Below are 15,362 nucleotides of genomic sequence, written 5' to 3' on the forward strand. Positions count from 1 at the left end.
TTCCGATAGTTATCGGAACACTCGAAGCGACGAATTTGATTGAAATATAAAGGTTTTTCTAATTCTCAATCTCTTCTTCGTCTGTGCCAACAACAGCTTCTTTTATCACCGATTTCAGTGGTTTTAAATCTAATTGAGGCTTTGCATCCTGCAACACATTAATCACAAAAACAATCTCTAAAGGCGATTGTACTGCTACAAAAACATGCCGTCCCTTTTTGAATTGATTCAGTGGGATTTTGAAGGAGGTGCCATCAATACGGAATTCAGTCTTTTTAGAGTCATTTTCAGTATCAATAGCGTAGGCATAATTGATTTTACTGTCACTTTTTAGAACTAGTGTATCCTTAGTTTTGTTTAAATCGTGATAAAGCCCAGCTGCTCTTGAGTTTTTATTCTTTCGGATTTTGGCAAAGTCAGATTGTGCATTAATAGTAGATGACGCCAATACAAATACCATTAATAAAAAACACAGGGAGATGTTTTTCATAATAAATAGGTTAAGTAAAACTACTAACGTAAAAAGTTGGGATTTGTTGGATGTAGGTAAAAGAAAGTTTGCTAGAAATGATATCGTAAATTTTGGAGTTCCCCTTATTTACGACAGCAATAACAAACTTAGATCTCTTTAATGACGAGATTTCTTAGGGTTGTCCGATACTTTATTGGTTTCCAGAAAATTAATATCAGAATTAATTTTTGCTGATTGTAGTTCGGCAACTATAGTGTTATCAGTTCTGTTGTCCTCTAATTTATAAATTACAAAAACTATGGCCATTGACATGTGTCCTACCGCAAACACATGTTTTCCTTTACTTAGATTCGTCAACGGAATTTTACATTCGTAATCAAAGATATAAGTATCTATTTCTCGTTGATATTCTCTATTTATAGAATACACGTAACCAATCTTGGAGCTACTGCTTAGAATCAGTGTATCCTTAGTTTTGTTTAAGTCGTGATACAAACTCTCAGCTCGGATATTCCGATTCTTTTCAATCCTGGCAAAATCATTTTGGCCAAATACCGAATTATAAGAAGAAAAAATAAGCCCCAATAATAGGACTAGTGTAGTTTTATGCATTAAAAAAACCATTAAGTTCAACAAAAGTGCCACTCAACAGTCATTAATTAATCCGAGTCTAACATAAAACCATTTCTTACATACTACACAAAAACATCTTCAAAACGCAATAAATATTCGAGGAAGTGTAAAATAGACTAGTTTTTAGTCCTCGTTTAAAATTGTAAAAAGTCGGTTTGGATAATCTGTTATGATACCATCGACCCTAAAATTCAGCATTCCTTTTAGTTCACTTTCAGTATTCACCGTCCAAGGGATGACCTTATAACCTTCTTCTTGAAGCGATACCACCAATTCTTTATGCAACAATAAAAAATAAGGGCTAATGATTTCTGGCTTAAATGATAATTGATCTCTTTTTTCCTCGATGCTTTCATTACCGTCAATGAGTAAGGCAATTTTCATACTAGGGTGTTGACTATGGATTTCTTCAAGAATATTAATGTCGAAGGATTGGAGGTTCACTTTATCTAAAAATCCATTTTCTTCTATTGTGTTTAAAACAATAGTAACGTAGTCCTTAGGCTTTGGAGTGAAATAGCCATAATAGGATGGGTCTGATTTTAGTTCGATATTCAACCTAACATCCGATTCTTTTTGCTTGATCAGGTCAAAAACTTCAGAAAGCAAGGGTTTATACACCTTTATTTTTTCCTGTTCTGAAAAATCAGGATGCACTTTAGAGCCACAATCAAACAGCTTAATCTCATTGTGTGTCATCTTGTATAGGTTGTATTGCATATCGAACTTTTCGTCAATGATTTCACCCTTCGGGTTTAGGCAAATCTTTCGACTTATAAAAGGTTCATGGGTTACAATGACTTCATTGTCTTTTGTAATGGCAATATCAAGTTCTAATGTAGTGACACCTAAATCGATGGCTTTCTCAAAACCAATCAGAGAATTTTCGGGATACAAACCACGGAAGCCGCGATGCCCTTGAATATCTAAGCCTTTATTTGGTTGACATCCCATAACAAGCAAAAGTATTATAAAAAGGTAACAGTTATTCCGCATCAGGAATGATTGTAGGCCGTTTATATTTTTGAAAAGGTTGTTTTAAGAGGTTTCCAATCTTTCCATTTTCCTCTTCGTCAAAGAAAACATCGACTCCATATACCAGATTTTCACGGTCCATGTACCTATAAGTTCCGAATAAGCGATCCCATATCGAAAAAATATTACCATAATTAGAATCTGTATATGGCAACACATAGTGATGGTGGATTTTGTGCATATCTGGCGATACCAAAACATAGCTTATCGCCTTATCCACTGATTTTGGCAGTTTAATATTGGCATGCGTCAATTGTGTAAAAACCACAGAAAGAGACTGATATAAAAACACAATAGCTATAGGTGTACCAACCACAAACACTCCTAAAAGCGTAAAGACAAAACGAATAACGCTTTCTATGGGATGATGTCTATTGGCAGTAGTCGTATCCACATTATGGTCTGTATGGTGCACCAAATGGACCATCCAAAGCGGATTGACTTTGTGCTCCACAAAATGAGAAAGGTATGCACCGAAAAAATCCAAAAGCATTACACCAAGAAGTCCGTAGAGCCATAAGGGCATTTCTGGTAACCAATTAATAATTCCGAAATCATTCGCCTTTACCCAGTCAGCTGTTGCCAATAAAAGAAATGCCAACCCAAAGTTGATAAGAATAGTTGTTAGGGTAAAAAAGAAGTTAGGAATAGCGTGGCGCCACTTTTTATAATTGAATCTAACAAGCGGAATGGCTCCTTCTAATAACCAAAAAAAGGTAATACCACCAACAAGAATTAAACTGCGGTGTGATGACGGTATGGTTTCAAAATAATTAAATAAAGTTTCCATTACTTTCTTTGACCAATAGTACTATCGACAATTGCCTGTACTTTTTTCAAATCTACTAAAGAAACTTCACTTTTCCACTTATCAGCATTTTCTTCATCATTGACAAGAAAGTACGCTGTGAAGTATAAAAATGCTTTCAGAGACTCATTGGTCTTTTCAATTCCGGGATCTTTCTCCATCCGTTCTAATTCTCGCAATACTTTTCTGGGACGCGCTTGTACCAAGTATTGCTTTAATTCTAATAGCTCACAACGCTGCATTAAGGTCGGCTTATTCTCTAACTCAGACCTCTCTAAAAAGTCTTTTGCTTCATTAAGATAAACACTAGAAAGGTTTATAAATTCTGAAGTTACTTTTTTATTAACTCGAGTAGCATAATCAATGTATCTGTCTGCTAGGTAAAATGCCGAGTAAAAATCTTTTTCCTTTCTATAATTGCGTAGCTCCTGTTCTAAATATTTAGTGTTTAATCCGTAGTTTTTGATAAACGATGTGAGATCAAGATATTCTTCAGTAATAGGATTTGTGTTAATTATAGTTCCGTTGGCATCCAATATTTTAAAGCCATCGTCATTAAACTTATCGATATAAGACTTCCGTTTCCCTTTAACTTCCTCGTATAAATCTGGATACAGATGATCGCTGACTATTACTGGAACAAAATAGTTCCAAAACACCTCACTGACGCTTTCATCATCAAACATGTTTTTGATAAATAATTGTTTACCATTTTCATCCTTAATTATTGCAGGATAAGGCACAAGCACAGACTCTTCCCAGACCATCAATACCATTTTATCATTGGATAATGCCAAACGCTTTGCCATTTCTAAGGAGTTCATCCATTGTTGGCTGTAAACTATATTAAGAGAGAAAAATAAAATTAGAAGGACGGTTATTTTCTTTTTCATAGTATTTAATATCAAATTTTAATGGTCTTTTTCATTTCTTCGACAATGTTATAAGCTGCTGGACAAATAGCCACATTCTTAAGCGTTAAATCAGATATCTGCTGAAACTTCTTTCTATCTGTATGTGGAAATTCCCGACATGCTTTTGGTCTTACCTCATAAATAGAACAGTAATTATCAGCTCCCAAAAAAGTGCACGGTACTGATTGCAGCACATAATCATTATCTTCATCTATCCTCAAAAATTGTTCCGTAAACTCTTTAGGCTTCATTTTAAAAAATTTTGAAATGCGAGAAATATCCTTGTCCGTAAACAAGGGGCCCGTTGTTTTACAGCAGTTGGCACACTCCAAACAATCCGTTCTTTCAAACTCAGCCTCATGCAATTCCTGCATGGTATAGTCCAAATGCTTAGGTGGCTTTCTTTGAAGTTTAGCAAAAAAGGTTCTATTTTCTTTTTGCTTTTCCTTTGCGTGTTTTGGTAGATTTTTGATAATGTCTTGCATAACACAAAATTACCGAAACTAATTGATACTCTTTTTATCTATATTTGAATACTTACTACCAACCAACTATGCTAAAATTCTTCCGGAAAATCCGATACAACCTTATGAATGAAAATAAAACAGGTCGTTATTTCAAATACGCCATCGGCGAAATCATCCTTGTAATGATAGGTATTTTGTTAGCCTTAGGAATAAATAACTGGAATCAAAATAGGTTGAGTGACAAACAGGAATTAAATTATTTAAGCAACTTAAAAGAGGAATTGACAAATAACATTAATCAATTAAGTGTAATCGATTCTATATATTCAGCAGACGAAAAGAATAATACTCAAGGCATTAACTTATTAAAGAACAAGCCTTCAATCTATCAATTTTTGACTTTAGACTCTCTCATAGCTACTACTTGGATGACCTTCCAAGTCACTAACAGCACCTACAATGAAATGCTGAATAATGGCAGTTTTTATTCACTAAACAATAAGAATCTAAAAAGTCTAATAGATGAGCATTATAGCCTTTCAAAAAGATATGAGAGTGCATTTTTAGAGATAAATAGTAATGGTCAAGATATTGCTTACAATAAAGATATTTACCCTTTAGAATTGCTGATAGATAGATTAAATGAAAAGCCTTTAAATTTAAGTGATATAGACACTACTTGGATACACAACCCTAATTCTAAAATATATACAGGCTATTTCAGAAAAGCAGAATTTTTTCTCAATACAAGTCAAACGAGAATACGTTTAAGTAATAATTTTGCTCAGAGTTGTAATAGTTTAATAAGAGCCATAGATAAAGAATTGGAGCGTTATGATTAAATTCTTTAGGCATATTCGTCGTTCACTAAGCAATAAAAATCGTTGCCATTCCTACGAAAGCAGGAATGATAGATTATGATAAAATTTTTCAGAAGGATAAGATACAACCTCATGGCACAAAACAAAACTGGTCGTTACTTTAAATACGCCATTGGTGAGATTATACTAGTCGTTATCGGAATCCTTATTGCACTGCAGATTAATAATTGGAATGAGACCAAGAAAAAGCGAATGTCTTGGAAAACCTATACAGAATCTTTAATTAAGGATTTAAAACAAGATACCACAACACTCAATATGGTTACAAAATATATTAATGATGATAGCCTGTCAATAGAAAAAATTAGCTCGCGTTTGTCTTCGGAACATGCTACAGTTGATTCCTTAATTAAGATAGCACGATATGAGTTAAGAATCAATAGTAAAGCCTACAGACCACCGAATGATAAAACCTTTTTAGCCATGCAAGCCAATGGCACAATAGAATTATTTGATAATGAAACCTATGCACTTCTTTTAGATTTACAAAACCAACAAGCCATTGCTGGGTCTATAATCAAAGTAAATAATGAAGGATTTGATAAACAAATTGATTATATAACATCAAAATACGGTCTTCACGAATTTAATTCTTTAAAAGGCCCGTTAATAGAAAAGTCCTGGGAAAATGTAAACGAAGATGATTTGTTTAAAACCGTCCAAGGCTTTATTACCGCCAAAAAAATGATGAATCGATATACAGGATTAAAATATAATGACCTATTAAACACCACAGAGAAGGTGTTAACTCGATTGGTAGAAGTAAATAATGAATTGAATTAATACTGGTTATGATTAAATTTTTCAGATATATTCGTAGTTCACTAACCAATAAAAATTAATGTCATTTCTGCGAAAGCAGGAATGAGAAAATATGAAAGACCTATTTGGCAAAGCTTTATTAGACTACCATAACGGAAATTATACTGAAGATCTTATAACGTCTACCAATATTTCGGACGACGATGAACTACCACTGCCCTATTTATTCAGGGATTATACTGAAATGCCAAAACTAGAGCAAAAAGCCTTGCAATTAAGTAAAGGCAAAATTCTCGACGTGGGCTCTGGATCTGGCAGTCATTCATTATGGCTACAGAATAAGGGTCTTGATGTTAAGGCTATAGACACTTCTAAAGGCGCTGTTTCGGTAGCTAAGAGCCGTGGTGTTTTAAACGTTGAAAAATTATCACTTTTAGAGGAAAAGGAAAGGTTTGATAGCATTCTTATACTCATGAATGGTACTGGTATTTTTCAGGAATTATCACAAGTATCCAAGTATTTAAAGCATATAAAATCGCTTCTAAATCCAAATGGACAACTATTAATCGATTCCTCAGACATTTCATACATGTATGATGACTACTATTCTGAACACTATTTTGGTGAACTCGATTACTACCTCAGCTATAAAGGCGAACAAGAAGAACCTATGAAATGGTTGTATCTCGATTTTGACACACTAAAATCCGCATGTATTACCAATGGCTTACACTGCGAAAAAGTAATGGCTGGTGAGCATTATGATTATTTGTCGAGGATATCTATTCAAAAATGAGATTCTTCGCTAAACTCAGAATGACATTTCTATACTAATTATAATTTCCAATTAGTTTTCCAAGAGCGTCTTTACTGCTTCCTCAATTTGTTGATCTCTACCTTGCGCCATAATTCCTGGCATATTTTGTACTCTGATATCTGGCTCTAATTGGTTATTTTCTAAAAACGGCTGTCCTATTGGTCTCCAACCTCCCATAGGAATCCCAAAATAAATCGTTGGATCTATCTGTGTTTCCCACCAGACAAAAGTTCCTGTACCTGGAACTGGCATACCAAGAGTTTGACCTACTCCCTTTATTTTATAGGCAACCGGAAATAAATGGGCATCAGAATAATTACTTTCGCCCATCACTACAATCGACGGCTTAACCCATAGGCTTCTAGGTTGATGACCAACATATTGACCATGTGGAATTATCTCCATATATTTTTTTCCATTTAAAAAGTCAGATAGTACATCGTGCAAATTTCCTCCTCCATTGAAACGTGTGTCAACAACCAAAGCGTCCGCACTTAAATGCTTACCTAAAGCTTCTTCTATAACCACTCTCATACTTGGGTCATTCATCCCTCTAACGTGGACATAACCAAGTTTTCCATCCGATAATCGTTCAACTTCTTGTCGGCGAGATTCTACCCATCTTTTATATAAAAGTTGATTTTCAGCACCTAAAGAGGTTGGCTTAACCACTTCTTCCCATCTCGATTTGTTTGTTGGATCATAGATTGAGAGCAAAACAAAATTATCTTGTTTTCTATTCAAAAATTGATAGAAATCTAGTTCTGGAGTAACAACTTCACCGTCGATTTTTTCAATAATATGACCAGCTCTTACTTTAGATGCTGCCTTATCTACTGGACCACCATTTAAAACTTCAGCAACCTTAACGCCAGAACCAGAATGGTTATAGTCGTACAACAACCCTAAAGATGCCGTGCTATCTCCGTTTGGCATATTATATCGATATCCACTACCTGTATGCGAAGCGTTCATTTCCCCTAACATTTCACTTAGCATTTCTGCGAAATCGTAATTGTTATTAATATGAGGAAGAAATTTCTCGTATTCTTTATAATAAAAATCCCAATCCACACCTTGAAGGTCTTCTACGTAAAACTTATCTCTAAGTTGCCTCCAGCTATGATTAAAAATATAGTCGCGTTCATCAGATTGTTTTAAAACCATTTCACCTTTAGTGCTTATTGGTTTTACTTTTCCATCCGAAGTACTAATTTTTTTAAGTTTACCATCGGCTAATAATAAAATGAATTTGCCATCCTTAGAAAGAATCATATTACCATTACCAACACCTAATTTGGCAAATAATTTATTCTCTTTCTTTCTTAAATCAGAAACCCAAAGATCATTTTTACCTTCAAAACTCGACAAATAATACAACTTGTCACCTTCCTTAGAGAGTAGCCAATCACTAAGGTTTGATGTATGTGTCGTTAACCTCAATTTTCTATCAGTCATATTTTCCCAATCGAAAATTAGATCCTTAGATTCATCGCTTTTTGTATCCTCTTTGTCATCGTCTTTCTTAGAATCATCGTCTTTGCCATCTTTTTTATCCTCCATTTCTTTTAAAAGATCAAAGTCTGCTTTGGATAAATTGAATGTATCGTAAGCTTCTTTTGAAAAAAACATCGCAAAGACATCTACTTGATTGGGAAAACCATTTTCCATTCTACCACTTTGACGGGTTGTAACCCAGGTCATCATTTTTCCATCTGAAGACCATTTCGGAGCAAAGTCAAAATAACCACTTTGGGTTAAGTTTCGAATTTCACCTTTGCCAGACGCTTCAGTTAATCCAACTTCATCTGACATAATCGCTTCTGGTTGCCCAAACTGAAACAAAAACCATTTACTGTCTGGCGACCACTGATACCATATGTCTCCATCAGCATAAGAATAATTATGCTTTGCAGGTACAATAGTTCTCGATTTTTTAGATGCGAGATTAATCACTTTTATAGTTGTTCTATCTTCGAGATAAGCGACTTCTTTCCCGTCTGGCGAATAGGCCGGTTGAAATTCTTCTTTATCTGTTTGTACAATCTCTTTCTCTTCTAATAGCGTTGAAGCATAAAAATATGGCTCATCTTCTCTAACTATAGAAGTTTCATATATTCCCCAACTATTGTCTGCTTCTGCCGCATAAACTAATGACTTCCCATCAGGACTAAAACTCACACTACGTTCTTGGTACGGTGTATTTGTAATTCTCTTTGTTGTTCCATTGTCGATATTGCTCACAAAAATCTCACCTCTAAACACATAAGCAACTTCTTTCCCGTTTGGTGATAATGCCGATTCAGTAAAACCGTTATTTACAGGCACAATTTTATTTAAATTCGATCGACCATCATAATTCAATGATATATTCACTTTTTTCGGCTCTTCATTTGGAGACATCGTATATATTTCACCATCAAAACTGAAGCATAATGTGTTATCATCACTTGATGATAGAAAACGTACAGGATGTTTTGTGAATGAGGTCAATGCAACATTTTGATTTGGGTTTGTCAAAGAACTTTTATGTACATTAAACGACCCATTTTCTTCAGATAAATAATAAAAATCTGCGTTGTTACTGTCAAAAACCGGATTACGATCCTCACCATTAAATCTCGATAATTGCTTATATTCTTTTGTACTTAAATCGTAAGACCAAATATCTCTGGTTACAGCAGATGTATGATGCTTTCTCCAATCATTTTCATACCCTTTTCTGTCATGAAAAATTAAAGTGTTTCCATCAGGACTATAAGTAGCATTATGGGCAGGTGACGTCAGTTCTAAGCTAACACGTCCACCGGTAGTTGGAACGCTATATAATTCCGCCATTACACCCGAAGGAAATTGAACATTTGTATGTAAGTCCTGGCGAACACCACTGAATATTATTTTTTTGTCATCGTTACTAAAGTCACTCGGCACTTCATTGGTAGAATGATAAGTTAACCGTTTTGCTTCTCCCCCAGAAGCCGCCATTACAAAAACATCAAAATTACCGTATCTGTCTGAAGCAAAAGCAATTTGTTGCCCATCGTGACTCCAAACTGGATTGTATTCATAACTTTCAGAAAGGGTTATTGGCACTGCTTGTCCTCCGTTGGCATTTACCTTATAAATATCACCTTGGTAGTTAAAAAGTATTGTGTTTCCGTCAGGTGAGATTGCAGGATAACGTAACCATAAAGGCGAATCTTGTGCAAAAATTGTCACAGTAAATAGCAATGTTATTGCAGAAATGAAATGTTTCATGAGTCTAAAAGTTTGATGAATGGAAAGTTGGTTAATTGATTAATCCCCTAATTTACAAAATATTAAGCTGACAATTACATTTCAATTTCAAATTACTTAAGCCTTGTTGATTATAAGCTTTAGTAAGTTTTAATAGTTTATAAAAAAGAAAAGCGCTTCGTATTGAAACGCTTTTGAAATTCTTCGCTAAGCTCAGAATGACATTAAGTTAAATTTTTTCGAGATCCTGAATCAAGTTCAGGATGACACCCTGAGCAGGATGACACCCTGAGTTAGAAATCAAACTGATAAGTTGCTCCTGCTAAAAATTGAATACCTTGAACTGGAAAATTTAACCAGCGTTGGTAATCTTGGTTAGCAATGTTATTAGCCTTGGCAAAAAATGACAACTGATCCGTTAATCGATATCCCAAATGCGCATTGGCATCAAAATAACTATCCAATACAACGGTTTCAGGTTCAACTGGCCCTAAAGTGCCATCAACAACGATTTGGTCTTTTCGCTCTCCAATAAAGAACAAACTACCTCCGGCAAACCACTTTTCAGATATTTGGTAATCCAAAAACAGAGAGCCCTTAACATCCGGTAAGTTCCATGCTTCTTCTTGGTCTTCGGTAGAATACCCAAAATATTCACCCTTTATGCCCAAGGTGAAATTTCTATTAACATCAATATTCAATTCACCTGCTATAGAATAGGTTTTTACATCATCATAAACTACGTTATAAGAATTGCCATATTGGTAATCTTCTTCTGCAAATGTTTGTACTGGATTAGCTTTAAATAATGGCTTGGCTTGTTCTGCCCAATAGTTCCCCTTAATATTATAACTCACGTTATTAGACAATCGTCCTTTTAACCCCAAAAATGCTCTATAACGTTGATCGGTAGGAGTAACTAATAATGTTGGGGACACAAATGGATTGGTCTGTACAAAATCGTAATATGAATTTTGAATCAGGTCACCTTTAATCCCAGCGTAACCAATCAGAATATCGGAAACCACTCGGTATGAGGCTTCAATATTAGGGTAAATAAAAAATCGGTTATCATCAAATTCGGTATCCTTTGCATAGACAAAGTTCGCGCCTAATTCTACTGTAAGATCATCTTCTTTTAGTTCATAAAATGCTGCTGCACCAACAATGACATTACCATAATTGATTTCTTGCTCATTAAAGAAATTACGATTAAAATTACCGCTGATATAATCCACACGGAGTTCGGTAGCAATTTCCTCATCTACAACAGGAATCGAAAATCGTGTTTTCGCTACAAATCGATTTTCACCAGAATCTCTATCGTCGCCAAAGCGCCTAAAGCGAACACTGCCGTCATCCATAAAAGAATCATCGAACTTTAATTTACCCCCAACATAGAAACTATTGTATTTAATTTGCGGGTCAATCATCTGTGCGTCTGTAGCATCAAAAAAATCTTGTGGTAATCCATACCAATTAGACGCTTGAAGACTTGCACCCAAATCAATCTTCCACGAAAAGTCATTCAGTTTTTGAGAATAGTTAGCATTTAAACTTGTTTTTGAAAACGCATCATCTAAAATAACATCTTCAATACCTCCTTGTGAGGAATGATGACTGAAATAACCACCAACATTTTCTGTAGAATTAATAGCGTGATTTAGATACAACTCCCCGAGCATTGTCGTATATGTCCCAAAACCTAAGGATGCATAATTATCATATAACAGGAGTGGCTTTGCTTTATCCACATCAGCCGCTTTTCCCTTCGCCGGTGTAAATGTCGATGCTACAGGAATTGAGAAGATATTGTATTTCACTTCCTTTTTCTTGATTGTATTTTCGTCATCTAAAGATGGAATATCCTTAATTTTAAACGCATCTGAAATTGTCGGTGTATATGGCTTTATCACATTAACCGTTTGACTATCGATAGTATCTTTTGTGCGTTCTTGTGCAACAACAAAACTGAAACTTAACAGTGCTATTAATAATGGATTATATTTAATGTTCATGTGTTTTGATTTTTGTGACGAATAATTCTTTTGAATAGATTGTTCCATAAGAATTAGTTATCACCTGTTGTGATTGATGAATTTGTTTTTGCTTCTTCCGACTTTATACGTCGTAATTCTGATTTTGCCTCGTTGACGACATCATCAAAATTCGAGAAGTTAGAGATAACACTTTCTAAAATATAAGTAGCTTGAAAGGCATCGTTAAGCGCATAAAAGTTCTTCGCCATAACAACCAATCCTTTTGCAGAGTACAGTTTATAGCTACTATAGTCTTTTGCTAGTTTCTGAATGACTGTATTAGAGGCTTCAAACTGACCCTCTTTATGTTTAAAGTAGGCGTTGTAATACAAGGCTTCTGCAGCAACACTTCCTGATGCTGCCTTTTCTACTGTGGCATACGCTTCTTTTGCTTTAGATTCATTACCCGTTTTGATAGCTGAACGTGCAATAATCAATTGAGCATCATTCTTCACCTTTGGATCTAAATTAGATTGAGATAATACTTGCGTAGCATAGCGTTCGGCAGCATTGAAATCCTCTGTCTGGTAATAGGCATTCATTAAATTGGATTGTGCGTAAATGATGTTTTGAGGATAATCAGCTTCAGATTCTAAGCGCTGTAAAATCGGGATGGCTTTATTCCATTGAGAACCGTTCAAATAAATTTCACTCAGTTTAACAATCGCCTGCTCTGTATATTCATTCTTAGCTTTATCGACTACATAGTTGTAATGCGGTTCTGCATTTTCAAACAAACTCTTTTTATAATACTGCTGTGCCAAATAGAAATGAGATTTCAAGGCATGGATGCCATTGGGGAAAGCATTCAAATATTTATTGAATTGTTTTATGGCCTCGTCTGTATTATTATCCAAGTATTGTTTTTCGGCTGCCGCATACGTTGTATTATCTAATTCTGCATCTGTTACCTCAACATAATCTAAGGTTCTTACCCAACGCGCATATTCATCAACCCGACCTAAATCGATATATATCAATCGTGCTGTAGAAACAGCCTGTACGGCTTCTACCGAACTTGGGTATTGGCTTGCTACTTGCTTAAACTTACTTAAGGCGCGCTCGTTATCATTTGAATTGTAGTGAACTAACCCTTGACGTAATAATGATTTTGAAATAAACGCACTTCGAGGATACTCTTTATTTAACCGCTCATAAGTCTGCATGGCCTGTGTCGTCTCATTCGCCTTTACATAAGAATTGGCTAACTCATATAACGCATCGTCTCGCAATCCAGATTTTGGATAGCCATTGATAAAGGTGTTTAACTCTCTTACCTTTGTACTGCCTTGACCAATATAACCGTAACTCATTGCTTTTTGAAACGCTGCGTAATCGGTTTCAATTTCATTTAAACCAATGGCTTTATCGTAAGCATTAATTGCTTTTTGATAGTTACTGGACACAAAATAGCCATCAGCTAAACGTAAATAAGCATCATTAGTTCTAAGCTTATCATCCGAATTCTTAGATACAAAACGTTCAAAATAAGTAGAAGCCGAATGGTAATCTTTAAGTTTGAAATAGGTGTAAGCTAAATTGTAGTTCAGATTTTTTGATTCTGGTAAATCTGAAGCTCCATCAAATTGCTGGAATTGTTTAAACCCAATTAAGGCTTCATTGTAATCGGTTAAATTATAATCTGCTTCGGCTTTCCAGAAGGTTGCTCTCGCTACATAGATTGGATCTCGGGGTTGATCTAAAGAATTTTCGAACATCTCCAAAGCCTCTGCATATCGGCTTTCGTTATACAGTTCTATACCTCTGTAAAAAGCGACTTTTTGATACGCGACCTTGTTTTCAAAACTGTTTTTTCCTTTTAAAAGCTCTAACGCTTCTTCGTAATTCTTGGAGGTGATGTAAGAATCAATTAATAAGGTTTCGATTTCTTCTTTATAAGCTGTTTTAGGGTACTTATCTAAATAGCCTGCTAAAACCTGAGGTACTGATTGATAAGGATTCCCGATTTCATAACTAATTTTCGCATAGTTTAACCAGGAATCTTCTTGAATTTTTAAATCAAAATCCATTTGCGAAGCATTTCTAAAAGCATTCAGTGCCTCTTGTTTTTTATCTAAATTGATATAACTTTCTCCTAAATGATAATATGCATTTTGAGCCACACTATTATTACCATCAATGATCTTGTTGAATTCTGAAATAGCATCTTCGTAATTGCCTTGCTTGTAATAGGCATAACCCAATTGGTAATAATCAGTATTATTCCATTTTCCTCGCTTACCTTTATAGGCTTTTAAATAAGAGATTGATTTTTCGTATTGCTCTAGATTAAAATAACTTTCGCCAATAATTTTTGACAGTTCTGATGTTTCCTCCGCATTACTTTTTGGTAATTGTTCTTCAGCAAGTTCAATAGCTTTTTCAAACTTGCCTAACTTAAAATTAAGATCCGCCTGATAGTAATTCAGTTTCTCTTGATACTTTTCATTATCGCTGACTTGTTCAAAATATTGATTTGCGGTGTCGTAATCATCACCTTCATACGCCATGTAACCAATGTAATATTTGGCCTGAGACCCATATTCTTTAGAATTCACAACACGATTCAAATATTTGTTGGCTCCATTTTTATTACCTGTGGCGTAATTGCTGTACCCAAAATTGAAATTGAACTTATCTCGCTCCTTTCTGCTAATACTATTTTCATCTACTTTATCATACCATTTGCGGGCATAAGCATATTTAGAATTTTCAAAATAATAATCGCCAACATCTAAAAATGCTGTATTTCGCTTTGTACTAGTTGGATATTCTTCAACAAATTCCTCTATAAGATCATCAGCGTTTCTTTGATTTAAACGCACAGCACAATTGGCAATGTAATACGAGCAATCGGACTTTAAAACTTCGTTTTTAGTTTCGTATTTAATATCATCAAATAAGGATTGTGCAGCTGTGTACTGCTGATTATTATAGAGTGTCAATGCTTTTTGATACTCTTGTAAGTCACTTGTGTAAATTGCTGTTTTTTGAGCAAAAACAAATGAAGAACAAATAACAAGGGGTATAATGAGGAATTTTTTTACTAAGGACATTAGCATAGTTTTTTGATTCTGTTTTTATGATGAAACGCACCGATTCAAAGATAAATCAATACCGAATCTATAACGCCAGAATTTGATTATAATTATAAACGGACTTATTAAAATTTAACATTTTAGTTATCAGTGAAAAAATAGTACCAGAAAATAACATCCGACAAAAACAATCGTTAATCTCTAGTCATGGTTATTTGATATTCATTTATTAAATGATATTTTTACAGAGACCATAAAA

Annotated in this window: 12 protein-coding genes; 3 read left to right on the plus strand and 9 right to left on the minus strand. The window is 34.7% G+C overall.

Translation table 11 applies throughout. The annotated features are described in order from the left end of the window. Positions 1-58: 58 nt before the first annotated feature. From ACFEMA_RS08555 to ACFEMA_RS08580, 6 genes are all read right to left on the minus strand, one after another. Positions 59-490 carry a hypothetical protein gene (locus tag ACFEMA_RS08555; RefSeq protein ID WP_411767723.1) on the minus strand — a complete coding sequence of 144 codons (432 nt, stop codon included), beginning with the start codon at positions 488-490 and terminating at the stop codon, positions 59-61. 138 nt (positions 491-628) lie between these two features. Further along, positions 629-1,084, minus strand: a complete 456-nt coding sequence (locus tag ACFEMA_RS08560) for a hypothetical protein (protein ID WP_411767724.1) — start codon at positions 1,082-1,084, stop codon at positions 629-631. Positions 1,085-1,228: 144 nt separating this feature from the next. Further along, positions 1,229-2,059, minus strand: coding sequence for a glycerophosphodiester phosphodiesterase family protein (locus ACFEMA_RS08565; RefSeq protein ID WP_411767725.1), 831 nt, complete (start codon positions 2,057-2,059; stop codon positions 1,229-1,231). Between the two features lie 31 nt (positions 2,060-2,090). Next, positions 2,091-2,930, minus strand: a complete 840-nt coding sequence (locus ACFEMA_RS08570; protein ID WP_411767726.1) for a sterol desaturase family protein — start codon at positions 2,928-2,930, stop codon at positions 2,091-2,093. Next, on the minus strand, positions 2,930-3,841 hold the full coding sequence (locus ACFEMA_RS08575; protein WP_411767727.1) for a hypothetical protein: 912 nt from the start codon (positions 3,839-3,841) through the stop codon (positions 2,930-2,932). The genes ACFEMA_RS08570 and ACFEMA_RS08575 overlap by 1 nt, the downstream gene beginning before the upstream one ends. Before the next feature lie 11 nt (positions 3,842-3,852). Next, the gene (locus ACFEMA_RS08580; RefSeq protein WP_411767728.1) at positions 3,853-4,347 is read right to left on the minus strand and encodes a YkgJ family cysteine cluster protein; all 495 of its coding nucleotides are present in this window, start codon (positions 4,345-4,347) and stop codon (positions 3,853-3,855) included. Between the two features lie 68 nt (positions 4,348-4,415). On the opposite strand from ACFEMA_RS08580, the gene ACFEMA_RS08585 reads away from it, so the two are divergent. From ACFEMA_RS08585 to ACFEMA_RS08595, 3 genes are all read left to right on the plus strand, one after another. Continuing rightward, entirely contained in the window at positions 4,416-5,171 is a 756-nt protein-coding gene (locus tag ACFEMA_RS08585; RefSeq protein ID WP_411767729.1) for a DUF6090 family protein, read from the plus strand. A gap of 111 nt (positions 5,172-5,282) precedes the next feature. Continuing rightward, positions 5,283-5,993, plus strand: coding sequence for a DUF6090 family protein (locus ACFEMA_RS08590; protein ID WP_411767730.1), 711 nt, complete (start codon positions 5,283-5,285; stop codon positions 5,991-5,993). 91 nt (positions 5,994-6,084) lie between these two features. Further along, positions 6,085-6,768, plus strand: a complete 684-nt coding sequence (locus ACFEMA_RS08595) for a class I SAM-dependent methyltransferase (protein ID WP_411767731.1) — start codon at positions 6,085-6,087, stop codon at positions 6,766-6,768. A gap of 51 nt (positions 6,769-6,819) precedes the next feature. On the opposite strand, the gene ACFEMA_RS08600 is transcribed toward ACFEMA_RS08595, so the two are convergent. The 3 genes from ACFEMA_RS08600 to ACFEMA_RS08610 all read right to left on the minus strand — a co-directional run bounded on the left by ACFEMA_RS08600 (position 6,820) and on the right by ACFEMA_RS08610 (position 15,121). Continuing rightward, positions 6,820-10,047 (minus strand): S41 family peptidase, encoded by a 3,228-nt coding sequence (locus tag ACFEMA_RS08600; RefSeq protein ID WP_411767732.1) that lies wholly within the window; start codon positions 10,045-10,047, stop codon positions 6,820-6,822. 272 nt (positions 10,048-10,319) lie between these two features. Then, positions 10,320-12,092 carry a TonB-dependent receptor gene (locus tag ACFEMA_RS08605; protein ID WP_411767733.1) on the minus strand — a complete coding sequence of 591 codons (1,773 nt, stop codon included), beginning with the start codon at positions 12,090-12,092 and terminating at the stop codon, positions 10,320-10,322. A gap of 5 nt (positions 12,093-12,097) precedes the next feature. Further along, positions 12,098-15,121 (minus strand): tetratricopeptide repeat protein, encoded by a 3,024-nt coding sequence (locus tag ACFEMA_RS08610; protein WP_411767734.1) that lies wholly within the window; start codon positions 15,119-15,121, stop codon positions 12,098-12,100. Positions 15,122-15,362 lie beyond the last annotated feature (241 nt).

The sequence above is a fragment of the Winogradskyella sp. A3E31 genome, from assembly GCF_046720935.1.
Lineage (GTDB): Bacteria > Bacteroidota > Bacteroidia > Flavobacteriales > Flavobacteriaceae > Winogradskyella.

Excerpts from the sequence above, each read along its gene's own strand:
- ACFEMA_RS08610 (WP_411767734.1), bottom strand. The coding sequence starts at position 15,121 with ATGTCCTTAGTAAAAAAATTCCTCATTATACCCCTTGTTATTTGTTCT.
- ACFEMA_RS08575 (WP_411767727.1), bottom strand. The coding sequence starts at position 3,841 with ATGAAAAAGAAAATAACCGTCCTTCTAATTTTATTTTTCTCTCTTAAT.
- ACFEMA_RS08595 (WP_411767731.1), top strand. The coding sequence starts at position 6,085 with ATGAAAGACCTATTTGGCAAAGCTTTATTAGACTACCATAACGGAAAT.
- ACFEMA_RS08570 (WP_411767726.1), bottom strand. The coding sequence starts at position 2,930 with ATGGAAACTTTATTTAATTATTTTGAAACCATACCGTCATCACACCGC.
- ACFEMA_RS08560 (WP_411767724.1), bottom strand. The coding sequence starts at position 1,084 with ATGCATAAAACTACACTAGTCCTATTATTGGGGCTTATTTTTTCTTCT.
- ACFEMA_RS08555 (WP_411767723.1), bottom strand. The coding sequence starts at position 490 with ATGAAAAACATCTCCCTGTGTTTTTTATTAATGGTATTTGTATTGGCG.
- ACFEMA_RS08585 (WP_411767729.1), top strand. The coding sequence starts at position 4,416 with ATGCTAAAATTCTTCCGGAAAATCCGATACAACCTTATGAATGAAAAT.
- ACFEMA_RS08590 (WP_411767730.1), top strand. The coding sequence starts at position 5,283 with ATGGCACAAAACAAAACTGGTCGTTACTTTAAATACGCCATTGGTGAG.
- ACFEMA_RS08600 (WP_411767732.1), bottom strand. The coding sequence starts at position 10,047 with ATGAAACATTTCATTTCTGCAATAACATTGCTATTTACTGTGACAATT.
- ACFEMA_RS08565 (WP_411767725.1), bottom strand. The coding sequence starts at position 2,059 with ATGGGATGTCAACCAAATAAAGGCTTAGATATTCAAGGGCATCGCGGC.
- ACFEMA_RS08580 (WP_411767728.1), bottom strand. The coding sequence starts at position 4,347 with ATGCAAGACATTATCAAAAATCTACCAAAACACGCAAAGGAAAAGCAA.
- ACFEMA_RS08605 (WP_411767733.1), bottom strand. The coding sequence starts at position 12,092 with ATGGAACAATCTATTCAAAAGAATTATTCGTCACAAAAATCAAAACAC.